The following is a 17,707-nucleotide window of genomic DNA, read 5'->3' on the forward strand; positions in this document are numbered from 1 at the left end:
CGCTGGCCCCGCTTCCGGACAGGTGTTACCGATCAGTAACCACCACTGTATTACTCGCGGGTAGCCAGCGACAAGCGGATCACCCAAGTGACGGCGATTACACACCTCCGGGCCGCGCTGACCGAGATCAGCTCTCCGCGGCACCGACCTCCCAGCTGGGGACGGCTGCGGTCGCACCGGTGCGGGCACCGACGTACTCCATCAGGACCAGAGCGATGTCGTCATCGAGACGACCATGGACCCACTCGATCAGCGCCGTCTCCAGCGAGGCCAGCCCGTTGGCCACCGTGCCGTGGCCGAGCAGTCGCCAGGCGCGGTCGGCGGTGGGGAAGAACTCGCCGTCACGTCGCGCCTCGCCGAGACCGTCGGTGAACAGCAGCAGCCGGTCCCCGGGCTCCAGGCGCTCGACCCGGGGGCGGACCACCGGCATGAACCCGAGCGGAGGTGCCGGTGCCGGCGGCTCCAGCGGGATCACCGCGCCCCGACGCAGCAGCAGCGGCGGTGGGTGCCCGCAGTTGACGATCGTGAGCGTGCCACCGCGCTCCTCGACCAGTGCCGCGGTGACGAAATCCTCGTCGCCGACGTTGCGGGCGACCGCGCGGTCCAGGTCGGCGACGACGGCGCGCAGGTCGGCCCGCTCGTACGCCACGTGGCGGTAGGAACCGAGGACGATGCTCGCCAGCCGGACCGCGTCCAGGCCCTTGCCGCGCACATCACCGATGATCATGCGTACGCCGTAGGGCGTGTCGATCGCCTCGTACAGGTCACCGCCGATCTCGGCGGTGGCGGTGGAGGAGATGTAGCGACCGGCGACCGAGAGCGTGCCGACCTGCGGCCCGAGCGGGCGCAGCACGGCCTGCTGGGCCACCGAGGCAAGCTTGGTCAACTCGACGATCCGGTCCGCCAGTCGCTGCCGGACCGACGTCACCGCCACCGCCAGCCCGGTGGCGATCGCGATCCAGACAACGTTGACCGAGACGACGAGCGACATCTCCGGATCGAGCAGCGCGAAGGCGGCCCCGACCACCGTCGCGGCGACGCCCACCCCCAGCACCACAGGCCAGGCGGCCAGGGCTGCGGCCAGGAAAGGCACGGCCGCCAACAGTGCGAGGTAGTGCGCCGAACGGCCGTCGGCCGCCTCCACCGCGGACACGATCGCGAGCAGAACGAGGGCCGCGCCGAGGGCGGCGCGGGATCCGGGGCTCAGCGGGCGACGGCCCGGCTGAAGGAGTCGCGTGGGTACGAGAGACAGTTTGCCTGATCCGCGTGAAACGGTGAATGAACCTGACCCGTCGTCCGAGAAGGTTCTGACCGGCCGGCCCGATTGACCGGCCGAATCGACGTCAGGTGCCCCGCTCAGCCGAGGACCTCGTAGCGGACGGTGAGCGCGCCCACGTCGACCGAGGCGATGGTGGCGAACGCGGCGCGGGAGAGGTCCAGGCAGCGACCGTCGATGAACGGGCCGCGATCGTTGATCCGCACCACGACCGACTTGCCGTTGGCCGGGTTGGTCACCCGGACCTTGGTGTTGAACGGCAACGTCTTGTGCGCGGCGGTCAGCGCGTTCGGGTTGAACGACTCACCGTTGGCCGTGAGCTGCCCGTCGGAGTAGAACGAGGCACCGCACGAGCCGCTCTCCAGCACCTTGGGGGCGGCCGTGGTCTTCTTGGCGGTCGGCTTCGGCTTCGGCGACGCGGTGCGCTCTTTGCCTCGGGAGGCGGCCTGCTGCGACCGGGTGGCCGAGGGGCTGGCGGACGCGCTCGGGGAGACGCTGGCACTCGGGGAGGCCGCCGGGGAGCTGGGGGCGAGGCTGCTGGCGGCGGTGGTCGGGGTCAGATCGAGGGCCGTCTGGCCCGACTGAGCGGAGCCGGAGGTCAGCTGCACGGCACCGAACGTGCCCCCGACGGCGAGGGCTACGCCGACCGCCGCGGTGGCCACGATGCCCGCCGGGGAGGAGAAGATGCGGGTACGGGAGTGCTTGCCTGCCACCGGCCCGGTCCTTTCGTCGACTGAACAAACCGGGTCGGACCGTAACGAGAGAAGCACTTCCGAAGTCAACGTGGTCATGGTGGTATGCCCGTATTTGCACAGGTACGTGTAGCCGATCATCCGATCCGGGGTGGGCCGGCCGGCCCGGGTGCCGGCACGCCGAGCGACCGTGCCGCAGGATGAGCGGATGCCCGCCGAGTTGACCGAACGCCTGGCCGCCCTGTTCCGCTGGATCGACCCCGGTCCGGGCACCAGTCACCTGGTCAGCGACATCTCCGGCTGGTGGCGAGACCCGGCGGTGCTGGCCGAGCTGGGACCGGCCCTGGTGGCGCCGTACCGGGCCGCCCGCCCGACGGTGGTGCTCGCCCCGGCGGTCACCGGGCTGCTGCTCGGGCCGCTGGCCGCCACCGCCCTCGGGGTCGGCTTCGTGGCCGCACACAAACCCGGTGACGGTCGGCTGCCGGCCGGGCCGCTCACCTGGGCGCAGAGCCCACCGGACTACCGCGGCCGGCGGGTCCACCTGGCCGTACGGGACCGGCACCTCGGCCCCGACGACCGGGTGCTGGTGGTGGACGACTGGGTGCGTACGGGGGCGCAGCTCCATGCCCTCTACGACATCTGTGCGGCGCGTGGTGCCGAGGTGCTGGGCACCGCCGTGGTGGCCGTCGACTGCCCGCCCGAGGTCGCGGCAGAGCTGCGGATCACCGGCCTCATCGACGCCGCCGATCTGCACGCTTGACCTGAACCTCGCTTCAGGTCCGACGATCGATGGATGAGCGACGGGATTCTCGACGAGGCGTACGAACGACTGCATCGCACCGGCCCCGAATACGAGGGCTGGCTCTCCAACCACGGGCCGATGGCCGTCGAGGCGCTGACCCGACACGGGCACCAGCGACAGGTGCACCGTTGGCTCGACGACTATCTCGGCCGACTCGACGAGCTGCCCCGGGGGCTGCACCCGATCGACGACTGGCGGGCGGCGCTGGGCGATCCGAAGCGGGCCGGTGACTGGCTGGCGTACTTCGACCGGCACCTGCGCGAACACCCGTGGCGCGACGTGCTCGGCACCTGGTGGCCCCGCCTGCTGCCGGGCATCGCCGCCGGCGCGACCCACGGGGTGATCCGGGTCGGGCACGCCGTACGCGCGCTCGAAACGGACGACGCGAACCCGCGTCGGCTCACCGAGCTGGCCCAGGCCCTCGGCTACTGGGCGGCCCGCTGGCAGCCGATCCCCGGTGCCGACCGTGTCCTCGACGGCACCTCGGCCGGCCGGGAGGAGATGGGCATGGACGCCGCGTTGGCCGGGCTGCCCCGGATCGACGACCAGACCGGCGGCGTCCGGGATCGGCTGGGCCAACTGCCGGGCGTACCCCGGTGGGAGCCGGCGCTCGCGGCGCTGCGCCCCGCGCGGATCCCGGACGAGGCGAAGCGTGGGCTCACCACGTTGGTGCACCGCGCCGGCCTGGACTACCTGCGCTTCGGGCACGCCGCGCCGGTCATGCTGGTGCACGCGGTCACCGCGCCGACCGCGGTGCTCCGTACCCTGCCGGCCCTGGACCGGACGTTGTGGGCGCCGAGCCTCGCCGCGGCCTGGGCCGCGACGGCGGCCATGACCTCGGTGTACGCCCCATCCGACGGCATCGCGCCACCGACCGTGACCGCCATGACCCCGGCGGAGGTGTTCGCCCGAGCAGCTCGGCACGGCGACGAGCACGTGGTCAAGCTGGCCGACGCGGTGCTCGACGCGCACGCGGCCAGCGGCGACGACCGGCTCCTCACCGCCGCCGGCTACGCCGGCCAACTGATCTGAGCAGGGCCCCGGCGCAATGCGGAAGCGGTCCGGGTCGCACTGGCCTAGCCTCGGCAGGATGTGGCCTCGGATCGGTGAACTGCGCACCCTCGCCCTCGGCACCCCCGGCGAGCTGCGGGCGACCCTCAACACCCTCGTGCTGGCCGGCGTGAAGACCGCGACGGCCGGCCGGCTCGCCTATTACGCGGAGGAGGGCGAGGAGTTGGAGCACGTCGGGGAGCGGCTGGCCCTGGTGGACGACGACGACGCGCTGGCCGGCGTCGTGGAGATCACCGGTGTCGAGGTGGTCCGCTTCGCGGACGTGCCGTGGGACTTCGCCCGCGCCGAGGGCGAGGGGGACCGCTCGATCGAGGAGTGGCGGGCCGGGCACTCGGCCTACTGGGCGCGGCTCGGCACCCCGGTCGACGGCGACAGCCCGATCGTCTGCCTACGCCTGCGACTGGTCTCCGGCGGCGAGGGCGGGGTGGCCAGCGGCGACCTCGGCACCTGACGCCGTCGCCTCAGCCGCGCAGCTCGGGCAGCAACCGCGTCGCCACGTCCGCCAGGATCGCCTCGTCGCCGGCGTACCAGCTGCTGGCGCGCGGCCAGTGCGTCACCACGTCGGTGAAGCCGAGGTCGGCGGCCCGGCCGACCTGGTCGGCGAAGAACTGCGCGCTGCTGAGCGAGAACACCGGCGCCGCGTCCAGTGACAGGTAACGGTCCAGAGTGGTCGGATCGCGGCCGGCCTCCTCCAGCGTGCGATCCATCCGCGCGGACAGCGCCGACACGGTGTCCCACCAGCCCTGCACGTCGTCGGCTTCGGTGCCGGTGGTCACCCAACCCTGACCGAACCGGGCCACCAGCCGCATCGATCGCGGCCCGTTGGCGGCCACCACGAAGGGAACCCGGGGCTGCTGCACACAGCCGGGGTTGTTGCGGGCGTCCACCGCGGCGAACCACTCACCACGCCAGGTGGTGCCGTCCTCGCGCAGGACGAGATCCAGCAGCTCGGTGAACTCGGCGAAACGGTCCACCCGCTGACGCGGCGGCAGGGTCTCTCCGCCCAGCACGGCGGAGTCGAAACCGATCCCACCCGCGCCCAGCCCGAGCAGCAGCCGACCGTCGGAGACGTCGTCCACCGTGGTGATCTGCCGGGCGAACGCCGCCGGGTGCCGGAAGTTCGGCGACGCCACCAGGGTGCCGAGCCGGATCCGGGAGGTCACCGTCGCGGCGGCGGTCAGCGTGGCCATCGAGTCGAACCACGGGCCGTCGACCAGGTCCCGCCAGCCCAGGTGGTCGTACGTCCAGGCGTGGTCGAAGCCCCACTCGTCCACCTGCCGCCACCGACGTTGCGCCTCCGCCCACCGCTGGTCCGGCAGGATGACGATGCCAATCCGCATGATCGCCAGCCTAGCCGGGCGAAGCACCGCAACCGGTTGTCGATCCAGCTCTCGCGGTCAGCTCGTACCCTCCAGAACCCCGCGACCCGGAACACGCCGGGACGTGGTGCCTGGCCGAACCGGCGGGTGACACACGTCACACTGATCTCGGGTAGGGGTGTCCCGTTCGGCTCCGACCCCTTGGCGAGCCGCACCCCACCGGGGGTTGGGCCCGAGGGAAGGAACCACACGAGATGACGAAGGTGACCGCGCAGCTGTCGGTGTCGGTGGACGGCTTCTACGCCGGCCCACGGTTCGAGGGCGACGGCAACTGGATGGACTCGGCGGAGAGCGCCGGGTTCTTCCGGGTCACCCGCTGGGCGACCGAGGCGTCGGCGTGGCGTGAACGGCAGGGCTTCGCCGGTGGCGAGCAGGACACCAACTCCGAGGTCATCGGCGAGTCGTTCGGGGCCGCCGGCGCGTACGTGATGGGGCGCCGGATGGCCGACGGCGGTGAGGTGCCGTGGGGCGAGGAACCGCCGTTTCGCGCACCGGTCTTCGTCGTCACGCACCGCCCCCGCGAGACCCTGCTGCGGGGCGGAGGCACCAGCTTCACCTACGTCACCGATGGCGTGGCCAGCGCCGTCGAGCAGGCGCGCGCCGTGGCCGGCGGCAAGAACGTCGCCGTGGCCGGAGGCGGCAGCCTGGTGCGGCAGGTCGTCAAGGCCGGGCTGCTCGACGAGTTGGAGCTGCACGTCGTACCGGTCGTGCTCGGCACCGGCCTGCGACTGTTCGACGCGGACCTGGACCTCGGCGACAAGGAGGCGATCGAACTGACGCCGACCCGCGTCCTGCACACCCCGCAGGTCACCCACATCCGGTACGCCGTGAACGGTCCCGCCCCGCTCGTGCTCGACGACCGGGGCAGCGGCGGCGGTCCGACGATGACCACGAACTGAGCCGCCCCTTCAGGAGGAGACGCCATGCCACAACTGCTGCGGGTGCAGTGCTTCAACGTGTCGCGCGACGGGTTCGGCACCGGCGAGGGGCAGAGCCTGGAACGGCCCTTCGGCCACGCGGATCCCACCCCGCTGTTCTCCTGGCGGGCGGCCACCGCCAGCTTCGTGTACCGCACCGAGCCCGGCGGCACCCGGGGCCTGGACGACTATCTGACCCGGGACGCCGAGTGCAACATCGGCGCGGAAATCATGGGTCGCAACAAGTTCGGCCCCCAGCGCGGCCCCTGGGAGAACCTCGACTGGCAGGGCTGGTGGGGGGACAACCCGCCGTTCCACACGCCGGCCTTCGTGCTCACCCACCACGAACGCCCGTCGTTCACCCTGTCCGACACCACGTTCCACTTCCTCGACGCCAGCCCGGCCGAGGCACTGACCCGGGCGAAGCAGGCCGCCGACGGTCGGGACGTACGCCTCGGTGGTGGGGTCGCCACCATCCGCGAGTTCCTCGACGCCGACCTGGTCGACACGATGCACATCGCCGTCGCGCCCGTCGACCTCGACCGGGGCGAGCGCCTGTGGAAGAGCCCCGACGAGCTCCTCGACCGCTTCCACCTCGAGTCGGTGCCCAGCCCCAGCGGCGTCACCCATCTCCTGTTCTGGCGGCGCTGACCGCCGGCGGCCCGTGTCGAAGCCCTCGGGCCCGCCGGCAGGCCGGCCAGGGGCTTTGGCACGGGCTCTAGGCGAGGCGGGACAGCACCAGCATTCGGTTGCCGTCGGGGTCCGCGACCCGGGCGGACCGCTCCCCCCACGGCTGGTCGACCGGCTCCTCGATGACCGTGGCACCGCCCGAGCGCAGGGCGTGCACGGCGGCGTCGCAGTCGTCGGCGTAGACGCACAGCTCCCAGCGGTGCGACCCGGCCACCTCGCCGGCCTCCGGATTGGCGGCCAGGCCCAGCTCGCTGTTGCCCAGTCGGAGTGCGACGAACTCCGGGACACCGTCGTCCGGGAACCGGTAGGTCAGCTCGAAACCGACCACATCCCGGTAGAACCCGATCAGTCGTGGCAGGTCAGGTGTCGTCACGATCGGAAAGGCTTCGGTGAACACGGACCACCTCCAAGCCGGACAGTAGCCGCGCCGAGGCTCGGCTGGAACCACCACGGTCGATCCCGGCGAGTGTCATCAGCTTCGGTGAAACCCTTGCGCAGAATGATTTGCGATGCAAACCTATTGGTATTGCAGTAGCAAACGCGCAGCAGGGTGGAGGCCACCGTGTCTGAGAAACCGAGCACCGCACCGGACGACAGAGACACGCCCGGAGAACTCCTGGCGTCGGTGGCCGCCCTCCGGCGGCGTACCCGGGCCGCCCGACACGCGTACTGGTTGCCGCTCCTGCTGTTCGGTCTCCTGCTGGCGATGGCCGCGCCCCTGTACGTCGAGTCGGGCGAATCTCCCGGGATGCGCGCCCCACGGGAGAATCCCGCGCTGACCGGCCTCGGCGGGGTCTTCCTCGAACGTTCGGCGGCGCTCGGCTGGTACTGGCTGGTGGCGCTCATCGGCGGCTACCTGCTGAGCCTCCTCTGGTACCGGTGGCACGGCGTGCGGGTGGGCGTCCACACCCCGACCCGGGCGTACGCCATCGCCGGCATCGCCGGCACGCTGGTCGGGCTCGTGCTGCCGATCACGCTGCGGTACCTGTTGCTCAACACGGCGACCGCGATCTCGAACGGGACCGGTTGGGTGACCACACCACTGTTGGGCATCGCCGATCGCGGCATGGTTCCACATCTGGTCATCGCGATCGGCCTGCTGGTCCTGGCGCGACTGGAACGCAGTCGTGGCCTGACGGTCGTGGCCGTGACCTACGCCGCCGCGGTCGTCGTCGTGAACGTCTACTTCGAGACCGCGAACCTGCAGCCGGGGGACCTGAACCGCTACAGCTTCCTGCTGGCGGCCCTGCTGCCAGCACCGATCCTGCTCATCGGTGGCATCATCGCTCTTTTCACCACGAGTAAGAGGTCGGCGTGAGCAGTGCAGACGGTCCCGCTGACGCGGCCGACGGCCCCGGCGGGCACCCGACGAACGGGCTCAGCGACACCGTCCACCAACGCAACCGGCTCGGCATCCTCACCATCGCCGCGGAGGCCGAGCGGGTGGAGGTCGCCTACCTGCGGGACGCACTCGAACTCACCGCCGGCAACCTCTCCCGACACCTCGCCGTGCTGGAGGCGGCGGACCTGATCCAGATCGAGAGGGGCTACCACGGGCGCAGGCCCAAGACCTGGATCAGGATCACCCAGCAGGGGCAGGCCGCTCTGGCTGCCGAGATCGAGGCGCTGCAGGAACTCCTCCGACGCCACCAACAGTTTCGCGCGTCCACCTGACGACCGGCGATCCGACGCCGGCCGGAAGGGCCCGGTCGTCGTCGGCACCACCGCCTCGCCTACCGACTCCAACGCTCCGCGGGCAGGCACCTGGTGCCGGGTGAGCCGTAGACGACAGTGCCCGACGGGTCCGCGTAGCAGTGGTCGAACTCGTCCGACGGACGAAAGAGCGGAGGTCGCGTCCCTGCCCATCAGGTCGAAGATCTCGACCGGCTCTCGGCCGATGGTCACCTCGCGCCTGATCGCCGGGTAGCACCCGAAGAACGCCTCTCGCCCGTCCAGCTTGTGGAGGTTGAAGGTCGGCGCGATGGAACCACGGAAGCCCTGGCGGGACATGTGTCCTGACCAGGGCTTCCGTGTGTGGAGCGGGTGACGGGAATCGAACCCGCACTGTCAGCTTGGGAAGCTGATGTTCTGCCATTGAACTACACCCGCAAGCGGCACCACTGTACCCGAGTCGCGGAGCCCGTGCACCCAGGCACCCCGCCGTCAGCTTGCACGCGTGCCGCTTCGCTCGGGGGTGCGCGGTTGATCGACTCGACTTCCTGGAAGTCGGGGCATCCGAAGCGCCGGGACACCCCGACATCAACGAAACCGAGTTGATCATGGGGGGGCGGGCTGTCGGTGAGGGCGTACACCCGGTGCCGGCTCCGTCACGACGGAGCCGGCACCGGGATCTCGGCCGTGGTCAGGCGGCCGTGCACTGCACTTCGCGGCTGAGGCGGGTGGGGTGCGTCTGCGGCACGGACAGTGGCGCGGCCGCCGCCGACGGGGCGTGCGGGTCGAGCCAGACCCGAACGGCCGGCCGGCCCGGAGCGACACCCGGGACGCCGGTGACCTGATGCTCGCGGCGGGTCAGCATGGCCACGTCGACGGTGAACTCGAACAGACGCCAGTCGACCTGCGGCTCTGCCCGGGCGCTCTGCGCCAGGTGCGCGACCCGGAGCGGATCGGTCACCGGACGAGCGCGCCCCGCCACGTAGGCCTCGTCGTCGCTCTCCTCCGGAGGAAACGAGTGCAGCGCGTAGCGGCCGTCGCGTTCGAGGTCGCGGCGTTTCGGAGAGTCGATGATGAAGCAGAACAGACCCTCGTCCGTGATGACCGGGGAGACCGGGTGAACCCGGGGACCCCCGTCGGCGCGGACCGTGGCCAGGTAGCCGAAGCCTGGCCCGTACTGCTGGAGGAGAACGCGGATCCCGTCGGCGAGGCGGGGCTCGTCGGCGGCGAATTCGGACCAGGAAGCCATGCGGACATTCTATCGAACAAATGTACGAGCAGCGACCTCGACGCGCTGGTCATCGGCACCGAATCCGGGCACTTTCGGCAACGCGGCTATGGTGGTCCGATGCTGCTCTCCGACCGCGACCTGGTCTCCGAGATCAAGGCCGGCACGCTGGGCCTTGAGCCGTTCGAGCCCACCCTGGTCCAACCCTCCAGCATCGACGTCCGACTCGACCGGCTGTTCCGGGTCTTCAACAACCACCTCTACACCCACATCGATCCGGCGATGCAGCAGGACGACCTGACCTCGGCGGTGGAGGTGCCCGACGGCGAGCCGTTCGTGCTGCACCCGGGCGAGTTCGTGCTGGCCTCGACGCTGGAGGTCATCTCGCTGGGCGACCAGCTCGCGGGCCGGCTGGAAGGCAAGAGTTCCCTGGGCCGGCTCGGGCTGCTCACGCACTCGACCGCCGGCTTCATCGACCCGGGCTTCTCCGGTCACGTGACGCTGGAGCTCTCCAACGTGGCGAACCTGCCGATCACCCTCTGGCCGGGCATGAAGATCGGGCAGCTCTGCATCTTCCGCCTCTCCTCGCCGGCCGAGCACCCGTACGGCTCGGTGGTCTACGGCTCGCGTTACCAGGGCCAGCGGGGCCCCACGCCCAGCCGCGCCTGGCAGCACTGGCGCACCTGGCCCACCCGCTGACGGGCTGAGGCACGACGGCCAGACGACGAGGGCCCGCCGCGACGGATCGCGGCGGGCCCTCGTGGTCACCCGGGATCAGCCGGGGCGGCCGTAGCTGTGGATCGGGCCGTCGTCGACCTTCTTCATCTTGACCGGCTGGCCGGCCTGTGAGGCGTGCACCACCCAGCCGTTGCCGACGTACATGCCGACGTGATGGATGTCGCTGTAGTAGAAGACCAGGTCGCCGGGGCGCAGGTCGCCCTTGCTGACGTCCTTGGTGACGCGGCTCTGCTGGGCGGCGTTGTGCGGCAACGACACACCGGCCTTCGCCCAGGCGGCCAGCATCAGCCCGGAGCAGTCGTACGAGTTCGGGCCCTCGGCACCCCACACGTAGGGCTTGCCGATCTGGGCGCAGGCGAACTTGACCGCCGTGCCCGCAGCGCCGCCGGGATAGCTGGCGGGGCAGGGCGCCGGACGCAGCGGGCCGCCGCCCCCGTTGCCGTACACCTTGAGGCGCAGCTTCTGTAGCCGGTCGATCTCTTCGTTGATCTGCTTCTTCTTGGCCGCCAACTGGGCCTCGGTGCGGGTCAGCTGGGCCACCATCTCGTCCAGCGGCGCCTTCTGCGCGGCCAGCTCGTCGCGCAGGTCGGCCACCTCGCGGACGTCCTGCTGCTGGTTGTGCGCGAACCGGTCGAGCATTTCGAGCTGGCTGACCACCTCGCTGGGCGACCGGCTGCCGAGCATCGCGTTGACGGTCGAGACGGTCTCACCCTTGTACGCGCGCACGGCCAGGGCGCTGACCTTGTCCATCGCGGCGTCGACCTGCCGCTCGAGTGGGGCGATGCGGGCGGCCAGCGCGTCCGCCTGCTTGCGCTTGACGGCGAGGTCGGCCCGGGTGGCGTTGTGCCGTTCGATGATCGGTTCGAGCGTGTTCCAGTCGGCGTCGATCTGGCGCTCGATCTCGGCGACGGACGGGTCGGCGTGGGCGGCCGTGGCGCTGCCCGTCAGGACGACGGCGACGCCGACCAGTGCGGCGAGAGCAGTGGTGAAGCGGGACCAGCGTGGGCGCGGCACGATCGACGGCGGGACGGCGAGAGCCGACCGCTCGGACGACGGCCGCGGGGCATGGAGTGCCACCGGGGTTCCGTACTCCTTCTTCCTGACCGCCTACCGGGTTAGCTGACGGGTTCGGGCGGGAAGTCGGCGCCCTACCGCAGTGGTTGCGGATTCACCCCGAGGGACGTGGGTCCCCGGTTCGCTCGGAAACGACTCGGCGGTGTCGGTCCGTTACCGCCCGGGCTGGGCAGAGCTGCTGTCGGGCCGACAAATGACCAGAGTAGAGACGCCCGTTACCGATCCGCAACCCGTACGGCCGTGACACTCCGTACCGATCGAGTGGGAGTCACCGCCCCTGCGTGAAGAATTCTTTCCGAACAAGTCGATAGATGGAAAGGTATTGACGCGGACTCTCCGGCGGCGCGATGGTGACCTGACCTCTACCCGCGAGAATCTAGGGGGTTCGATGCACCATCCAACCCTGTCGACCGGCTGGCGCGCACTGCTCGCCACCACCGTCGTCGCCGCCGCGACCGCGGTGCCACTCTCCACGACCGCCGTCGCCGCACCGACCACCGATCGCCAGCAGCAGTACGCCGCCGCGGCGACCGAGTACGGCGTACCGACGGGCGTGCTGCTCGGCGTCTCCTACCTGGAGTCCCGCTGGGACAGCAACGCCGGCACACCGAGCACGAGCGGCGGATACGGCCCGATGCACCTGACCGACGCCCGCCACGTGGCCGCCCTACCCGGGCGCGGCCACCACGACGCCGGCGAGGAGGACCCACGCGGCGACGACTCCCGGTCCTCCCGGGTGCCCGCGCCCCGACCCGTCGAGGCGCCCGCGCCGACCGCCGCCGCGTTGCAGACCGTGGACGCCGCGGCCGCGCTGACCGGCGCCACCCCCGAGGCGCTGCGCACCGACGCGGGCGTCAACATCCGGGGTGGGGCCGCGTTGCTCGGCGCGTACCAACGGGAGTTGGGCGCGCCGGTCGGCGCGGACACCGACCCGTCGGCCTGGTACGGCGCGGTGGCCCGCTACGCCGGCGCGGACAGTGCCGACGCCGCCGCGGCCTTCGCCGACGAGGTCTTCACCACCATCGCCGCGGGCGAGTCCCGGGTGACCGACGACGGTCAGCGGATCACGCTGGCGGCACACGCGGTACGGCCCGAGCGCTCCTGGTTGGACCGGCTGGGCCTGCGCCGGTTGGCCCGCCCGGACGGGCTGGAGTGCCCGCGCACCATCTCCTGCGAGTGGATCCCCGCACCCTACGAGGCGTTCGGCGACGGGGACTACGGCAACCACGACCTCTCCGACCGGCCCGCGCGGCAGAAGATCGAGTACATCGTCATCCACGACACCGAGGCGAGCTGGGCGACGACCCTGAAACTCGTCCAGGACCCGACGTACGTGAGCTGGCACTACTCGCTGCGCTCGGTCGACGGGCACATCGCCCAGCACGTCAAGACCAAGGACGTCGGCTGGCACGCGGGCAACTGGTACGTCAACGCCAAGGCGGTCGGTCTCGAACACGAGGGCTTCGCGGCCCAGGGCACCTGGTACACCGAGGCGATGTACCGGACCTCGGCGAAGCTGGTACGGCACCTGGCGCTGCGGCTGGGCATCCCGCTGGACCGCCAGCACATCATCGGCCACGACAACGTCCCCGGCACGGTCGCGTCGACGGTGCGCGGGATGCACTGGGATCCGGGCCCGTACTGGGACTGGACGCACTACTTCGACCTGCTGCACGCGCCTCGACTGGACACCGGCACCCCGGCCACCGGGATGGTCCGGATCGACCCGGACTACGCCACCAACCAACCGGCGTTCACCGGATGCGTCACCGCCGGGGTCCCGTGCCCGCCGCGCGGCTCCTCGTCGGTCGTGCTGCGGAGCGCACCGTCCACCGACGCGCCGCTGGTCAACGACATCGCGCTCCGACCGGACGGCACCCCGAACACGATGGCCGTGTCGGACCACGGTGCCCGGGCATCCGCCGGGCAGACGTACGCCCTCGCCGGACGGCAGGGCGACTGGACCGCGATCTGGTACCTCGGGCAGCGGGCCTGGTTCCACAACCCGCCGTCCGCGCCGACCGCCAGCTGGACCGTCGGCGTCGTGGCCACGCCGAAGCCCGGAAGGACGACCATTCCCGTGTACGGGCGGGCGTACCCGGAGCAGGCGGCGTACCCGGAAGGGGTGCCCTACCAGACGATCTCGCCGCTCCAGTACACCCTGGCCGCCGGACAGCGGTACGCCGTCGGCGCGGTGCTGGCCGGCGAGTACTACCGGGCCAGCACGTTCGACGGCTCGTCGCCGGGCGACTGGACGGTGATCCGCGGCAAGAACCGCTACGCGCAGATCCAGTTCGGCCACCGGATCATGTACGTCGATCTCGCTGACGTGCAGCTGTTGCCCTCCCCGGTGGGCGCTCCCCGCTGACGAACCACGACGGCCCCCGGTCGGTGACCGGGGGCCGTCGTTGCGTGATCTGGATCAGCCAGGTCTGCGGAACCCGGCGACCGGCATCGTGTTGATGCTGGACACCTGCACCGGTTTGCCGGCACGTGGCGCGTGCACCATCTGGTTGTTACCCAGATACAGCCCGACGTGGGTCAGGCCGGAGAAGAAGAAGACCAGGTCACCGGGGCGGGCGTCGGCCCGCGCAACTGCCTTGCCCTCGTTCCACTGGTCACCCGTGTGGTGGGTCAGGGAGATCCCGGCCGCCTTGTAGGCGTACTGGGTCAGCCCTGAGCAGTCGAACGAGTTCGGGCCGGTGGCACCCCAGACGTACGGATCGCCGACCTGCTGGCAGGCGGTCTTGATCGCCTTTTGGGCGGCCACGGCAAGCACACCGTTGATGGTCGGGCACCCGACGGTCTTGACCGTGGTCTTGGGCATCGACGCCTCGAGCTGCTTGATCTCGGCGTCGATCTGCTTCTTCTTGGCCGCCAGCTCGTTCTGCTGCTTGGTCTGGGTGACGATCAGCTCGTCCAGCTTCTGCTTCTCGCCGTCGTACTTGGCCCGCACGGCCAGCACGCCCTCGACCTCCTTGCGCTCCTGCGCGGCCAGCCGGTCGAGCACGGTGAGCTGCTCGGTGAGCGTGTCCGGTTTGACACTGACCAGCAGTGAGCCGATGTCGTGCGACGGCCCGGAGATGTAGTAGCGGGAGGCGAGATCGCCGACCCGGTTGAGCGCCAGCTCGCTCTGAAGCGCCAGCGGCTCGATCTTCTTCTGCAGGTCCGTCGACTTCTGTCGATTGACCTTCAGCTGCGCCCGGACCTTGTTGTACTGCTCGATGGTGGGCTCCAACTGCTCCCACTTCTTGTCGATCTGCGCCTCGATCTCGTCCACCGTGGGATCGGCGTGAGCCGGTGCGGCGAGCAGACCGGCGCCAACTGCGGCGGCGGCGACCAGGACGAGCAGACGGTGGACGCCGCGGCGCAGGCCACCTGGCCGAGCAGACACTTTCAGGTCGTGACGATGAGGGGGCATGGTTGCCACCGGCACCGACTCCTTTGCAACCGACCGCCGGGCGCCTCGCGTGAGGGAAGGGCCGAGGCAGACGACCCACAGCGGTCGGTGCCTCACATTAGGGAAGCTCGGAGCGGTAATCAAGGTGAGCGCAGTAACCATCACTGTCGTGCAACCGCTTGCACACCAAGGGTGTTCACCGATTAGCCAACGATTGCGGTCAATACATCGTCGAGTGTGACCACACCGAGAGGGCGCCGGCCGTCGCTGACCAGCACCATGTGCCGTCGCTCGCGGCGCATGGCCAGCAGCAGGTCGGCCAGCGTACGTTCCGGCGGCACCACCGCCAGCGGTCGGTAGACCCGGGCCGGCACCGGCGACCGGCGACCCTGCCCGGCGTACCCGAGCACGTCCTTGACGTGCACGAAGCCGAGCACCCGACGGGTCGACCGCTGCACCACCGGAAACCGGGACCGGCCGGTACGGGTCGCCAGCACCTCCAGCGACGCCGGTGAGACGTCTTCCGCCACCGTCACCACCGTCGACCACGGCTGCAACGCGTCCGCCGCCGTGCGGCTGTGCAGGGCCAGGGCGCCGGTGATCCGAGCGTGCTGCTCCTCGTCGAGCAGACCCTCCGTACGCGCCTGGGAGACGAGCCCGGCCAGTTCCTCGGCGGTGAACACCGTCTTCACCGCCTCGGACGCCTCGATGCGCCAGAACGCGAGCACCCGGCGGGCCGCCCACTTCATCGCAAGCAGCAGCGGCTTGGTGGCCACGCAGAACGCCAGCATCGCCGGGCCGAGCCACAGTGCGGAGACCTCCGGACCAGCCAGCGTGATGTTCTTCGGCACCATCTCGCCGACGACCGTGTGCAGGAAGACCACCACGCCCAGCGCCAGCACGAATGCCACCGGGTGCACCGCCCGCTCGGGCAGGCCGGCCGCATGGAACGGAGGCTCCAGCAGGTGCGCGAGCGCCGGCTCGGCGATCGCGCCCAGACCCAGCGAGCAGACCGTGATGCCGAGCTGCGCGCCAGCGATCATCAGCGGGATCTGGTTCATCGCCGACAACGCCCAGCGGGCCCTTTTCGATCCGGCGGCCAGCGGCTCGATCACCGTCCGACGGGACGCGATGAGCGCGAACTCGCTGCCCACGAAGAACCCGTTGCCGAGCAGCAGGACCACGGTCACCAACAGTTCAGTCATCGTCGTCCGGCTCCGCCGGGCGCACCACCCGGACCTGCTCGATCCGATGCCGCTCCACCTCCACCACGGTGAACTCCCAGCCGCCCGCCTCGACCGTCTCGCCGGCCAGCGGGATGTGCCCGAGCCGAGCCATCAGGAACCCGGCCAACGTCTCGTACGGGCCCTCAGGCAGCCGGAAGCCGGTCTGCTCGGCCACCTCGTCGGAGCGGAGCACCCCGTCGACCAGAACGGTGCGCTCACCGCCGGGCACGGTCAGCTCGCCGGCATCCGCGTCGTCCACGCTGGCCGGGTCGAACTCGTCGGCGATCTCCCCGACCAACTCCTCGACGAGGTCCTCGATAGTCACCACGCCGTCCGTCCCGCCGTACTCGTCCACCACGATGGCCAGGTCGGCACCGGCCGCCTTCAACGCGGCCAGGACCCCGTCCAGGTCGAGGCTCTCCGGCACGTACACCGGCTCGCGGGCCACCGACCCGACCATGGTCGACGCACGCTCGGCCAGCGGCACGCCCAGCGCGTCGGGCACACCGGCCACGCCGGTCACCAGGTCCAGCGTCTCCTCGTACACCGGGAAGCGGGTCCGTCCGGTCCGCCGGGACTCCTCGAGCAGCTCGGCCACCGTGGCCGTGACGCGCAGCGCGACCACGTCCACCCGGGGGGTCATCGCCTCGGCGGCCCGCTTGTCGCCGAACCGGATCGTGCGGCGCAGCAGCATGGCGGTGTCCGTCGGCAACGCGCCGGCCCGGGCCGAGATGGCCGCCAGCAGGCCCAGCTCCTCCGGCGAGCGGGCGCTGGCCAGCTCCTCCTGCGGCTCGACGCCGAGGGCCCGCACCAGCCGGTTCGCCGAGCCGTTCAATCCCCGGATCAGCCAGCCGAACGTCCGGGAGAACGCGTGCATCGGTCCGGCCGTGGCCAGCGCCGCCGGCATGGGCCGGGCCAGCGCCGCGTTCTTCGGCACCAACTCGCCGAAGAGCATGGAGATGAGCGTGGCCAGGGCCAACGCGAGGAACGGGGTGTAGCGCTCGGTGTTCTCCCCGACCAGTGGGCGCAGCAGCGGGCTGAAGAGCCGGGCCAGGGCCGGTTCGGCCAGGTAACCGGTGAGCAGCGCGGTGATGGTGATGCCGAGCTGCGCGCCGGAGAGCTGGAAGGAGAGTTCGCGCAGCGCCGCGCGTACCGTCAGGGCGGCCTGGTCGCCCGCGGCGGCCCGCCGGTCGATCTCGGCGCGGTCGACCGTGACCAGGGCGAACTCGGCCGCGACGAAGAACGCGTTGCCCGCGGTCAGGGCAACGAACCCGACCAGCGGCAACAGCGTCGTCAAGAGCAGGCCGTCGATGTCCAGATCCCAGGAGTACGCGCCTCAGCCGCCGACCGGCGCCGTCTCCTTGCCGCCCTGCGGCTGCTCCGGCTTGACCGAACGGAGCAGCACGGTCGCCACGTCGATCACCTCGACCTGCTCGCCGGCGCCCTTGCCGTTGACGCCGTCGCTGAGCATCGTCGAGCAGAACGGGCAGCCGACGGCGACCGTCCTCGCCCCGGTGGCCATCGCCTGCTCGCCCCGTGCCAC

The 17,707-nt window shown here is 71.0% G+C and carries 19 protein-coding genes, 1 tRNA gene and 1 riboswitch; of the genes, 9 read left to right on the top strand and 11 right to left on the bottom strand.

The genetic code is table 11. The features are described 5' to 3' along the window. Nucleotides 1-127 precede the first annotated feature (127 nt). Together LADH09A_RS03515 and LADH09A_RS03520 are read right to left on the bottom strand one after the other, a co-directional pair. Nucleotides 128-1,252, bottom strand: coding sequence for a PP2C family protein-serine/threonine phosphatase (locus LADH09A_RS03515; RefSeq protein WP_238643299.1), 1,125 nt, complete (start codon nt 1,250-1,252; stop codon nt 128-130). 104 nt (nt 1,253-1,356) lie between these two features. Next, nucleotides 1,357-1,989, bottom strand: coding sequence for a septal ring lytic transglycosylase RlpA family protein (locus LADH09A_RS03520; RefSeq protein ID WP_238643282.1), 633 nt, complete (start codon nt 1,987-1,989; stop codon nt 1,357-1,359). A 187-nt stretch (nt 1,990-2,176) separates the two neighbouring features. Here LADH09A_RS03520 and LADH09A_RS03525 point away from each other — a divergent pair, with 187 nt between their 5' ends. From LADH09A_RS03525 to LADH09A_RS03535, 3 genes are read left to right on the top strand one after another with little or no spacing between them, the layout of a single operon-like run. After that, nucleotides 2,177-2,728: a phosphoribosyltransferase family protein gene (locus LADH09A_RS03525; RefSeq protein WP_238643283.1), complete on the top strand. Its 552-nt coding sequence runs from the start codon at nt 2,177-2,179 to the stop codon at nt 2,726-2,728. A 33-nt stretch (nt 2,729-2,761) separates the two neighbouring features. Continuing rightward, entirely contained in the window at nt 2,762-3,802 is a 1,041-nt protein-coding gene (locus LADH09A_RS03530; protein ID WP_238643284.1) for a questin oxidase family protein, read from the top strand. Between the two features lie 58 nt (nt 3,803-3,860). After that, nucleotides 3,861-4,292 (top strand): ASCH domain-containing protein, encoded by a 432-nt coding sequence (locus LADH09A_RS03535; protein WP_238643285.1) that lies wholly within the window; start codon nt 3,861-3,863, stop codon nt 4,290-4,292. A gap of 10 nt (nt 4,293-4,302) precedes the next feature. On the opposite strand, the gene LADH09A_RS03540 is transcribed toward LADH09A_RS03535, so the two are convergent. Then, nucleotides 4,303-5,181, bottom strand: a complete 879-nt coding sequence (locus LADH09A_RS03540; RefSeq protein WP_238643286.1) for an LLM class flavin-dependent oxidoreductase — start codon at nt 5,179-5,181, stop codon at nt 4,303-4,305. A gap of 233 nt (nt 5,182-5,414) precedes the next feature. On the opposite strand from LADH09A_RS03540, the gene LADH09A_RS03545 reads away from it, so the two are divergent. Both LADH09A_RS03545 and LADH09A_RS03550 read left to right on the top strand, forming a co-directional pair. Continuing rightward, complete coding sequence (locus LADH09A_RS03545) at nt 5,415-6,119, top strand: dihydrofolate reductase family protein (RefSeq protein ID WP_238643287.1); 705 nt, start codon at nt 5,415-5,417, stop codon at nt 6,117-6,119. Nucleotides 6,120-6,143: 24 nt separating this feature from the next. Next, nucleotides 6,144-6,788 (top strand): dihydrofolate reductase family protein, encoded by a 645-nt coding sequence (locus tag LADH09A_RS03550; protein WP_238643288.1) that lies wholly within the window; start codon nt 6,144-6,146, stop codon nt 6,786-6,788. 67 nt (nt 6,789-6,855) lie between these two features. Here the strand turns inward: LADH09A_RS03550 and LADH09A_RS03555 are convergent, their stop codons facing one another. Continuing rightward, entirely contained in the window at nt 6,856-7,200 is a 345-nt protein-coding gene (locus LADH09A_RS03555; RefSeq protein ID WP_238643289.1) for a VOC family protein, read from the bottom strand. 189 nt (nt 7,201-7,389) lie between these two features. Between LADH09A_RS03555 and LADH09A_RS03560 the strand changes: the two genes are divergently transcribed. Next, nucleotides 7,390-8,145, top strand: a complete 756-nt coding sequence (locus LADH09A_RS03560; protein ID WP_238643290.1) for a hypothetical protein — start codon at nt 7,390-7,392, stop codon at nt 8,143-8,145. Beyond that, nucleotides 8,142-8,501 (top strand): transcriptional regulator, encoded by a 360-nt coding sequence (locus LADH09A_RS03565; RefSeq protein ID WP_238643291.1) that lies wholly within the window; start codon nt 8,142-8,144, stop codon nt 8,499-8,501. Before LADH09A_RS03560 ends, LADH09A_RS03565 begins: the two co-directional genes overlap by 4 nt. Before the next feature lie 361 nt (nt 8,502-8,862). Here the strand turns inward: LADH09A_RS03565 and LADH09A_RS03570 are convergent. After that, nucleotides 8,863-8,936, bottom strand: a tRNA-Gly gene (locus tag LADH09A_RS03570). Nucleotides 8,937-9,189: 253 nt separating this feature from the next. Then, a complete protein-coding gene (locus LADH09A_RS03575; RefSeq protein WP_238643292.1) occupies nt 9,190-9,747 on the bottom strand; it encodes a pyridoxamine 5'-phosphate oxidase family protein in 558 nt (185 codons plus the stop codon). Between the two features lie 99 nt (nt 9,748-9,846). Here LADH09A_RS03575 and dcd point away from each other — a divergent pair, with 99 nt between their 5' ends. Then, on the top strand, nt 9,847-10,425 hold the full coding sequence (gene dcd, locus LADH09A_RS03580) for a dCTP deaminase (protein ID WP_030332009.1): 579 nt from the start codon (nt 9,847-9,849) through the stop codon (nt 10,423-10,425). Between the two features lie 75 nt (nt 10,426-10,500). Here dcd and LADH09A_RS31830 read toward each other — a convergent pair whose 3' ends face one another. Then, nucleotides 10,501-11,541, bottom strand: a complete 1,041-nt coding sequence (locus LADH09A_RS31830) for a C40 family peptidase (RefSeq protein WP_238643293.1) — start codon at nt 11,539-11,541, stop codon at nt 10,501-10,503. Between the two features lie 13 nt (nt 11,542-11,554). Next, nucleotides 11,555-11,690: riboswitch (cyclic di-AMP (ydaO/yuaA leader) on the bottom strand. A 236-nt stretch (nt 11,691-11,926) separates the two neighbouring features. Between LADH09A_RS31830 and LADH09A_RS03590 the strand changes: the two genes are divergently transcribed. Continuing rightward, on the top strand, nt 11,927-13,906 hold the full coding sequence (locus LADH09A_RS03590) for an N-acetylmuramoyl-L-alanine amidase (RefSeq protein ID WP_238643294.1): 1,980 nt from the start codon (nt 11,927-11,929) through the stop codon (nt 13,904-13,906). Between the two features lie 54 nt (nt 13,907-13,960). On the opposite strand, the gene LADH09A_RS03595 is transcribed toward LADH09A_RS03590, so the two are convergent. The 4 genes from LADH09A_RS03595 to LADH09A_RS03610 form a co-directional block, all read right to left on the bottom strand. Further along, nucleotides 13,961-14,974, bottom strand: a complete 1,014-nt coding sequence (locus tag LADH09A_RS03595; protein WP_238643295.1) for a C40 family peptidase — start codon at nt 14,972-14,974, stop codon at nt 13,961-13,963. 167 nt (nt 14,975-15,141) lie between these two features. Beyond that, nucleotides 15,142-16,143, bottom strand: a complete 1,002-nt coding sequence (locus LADH09A_RS03600; RefSeq protein ID WP_238643296.1) for a hemolysin family protein — start codon at nt 16,141-16,143, stop codon at nt 15,142-15,144. After that, the gene (locus LADH09A_RS03605; RefSeq protein WP_238643297.1) at nt 16,136-17,461 is read right to left on the bottom strand and encodes a hemolysin family protein; all 1,326 of its coding nucleotides are present in this window, start codon (nt 17,459-17,461) and stop codon (nt 16,136-16,138) included. Before LADH09A_RS03605 ends, LADH09A_RS03600 begins: the two co-directional genes overlap by 8 nt. 39 nt (nt 17,462-17,500) lie before the next feature. Beyond that, nucleotides 17,501-17,707: hypothetical protein (locus LADH09A_RS03610; RefSeq protein ID WP_238643298.1), on the bottom strand; the 207-nt coding region annotated here is incomplete at its 5' end.

This window comes from Micromonospora cabrerizensis (genome assembly GCF_022230955.1).
In the GTDB taxonomy this organism is placed as follows: domain Bacteria; phylum Actinomycetota; class Actinomycetes; order Mycobacteriales; family Micromonosporaceae; genus Micromonospora; species Micromonospora cabrerizensis.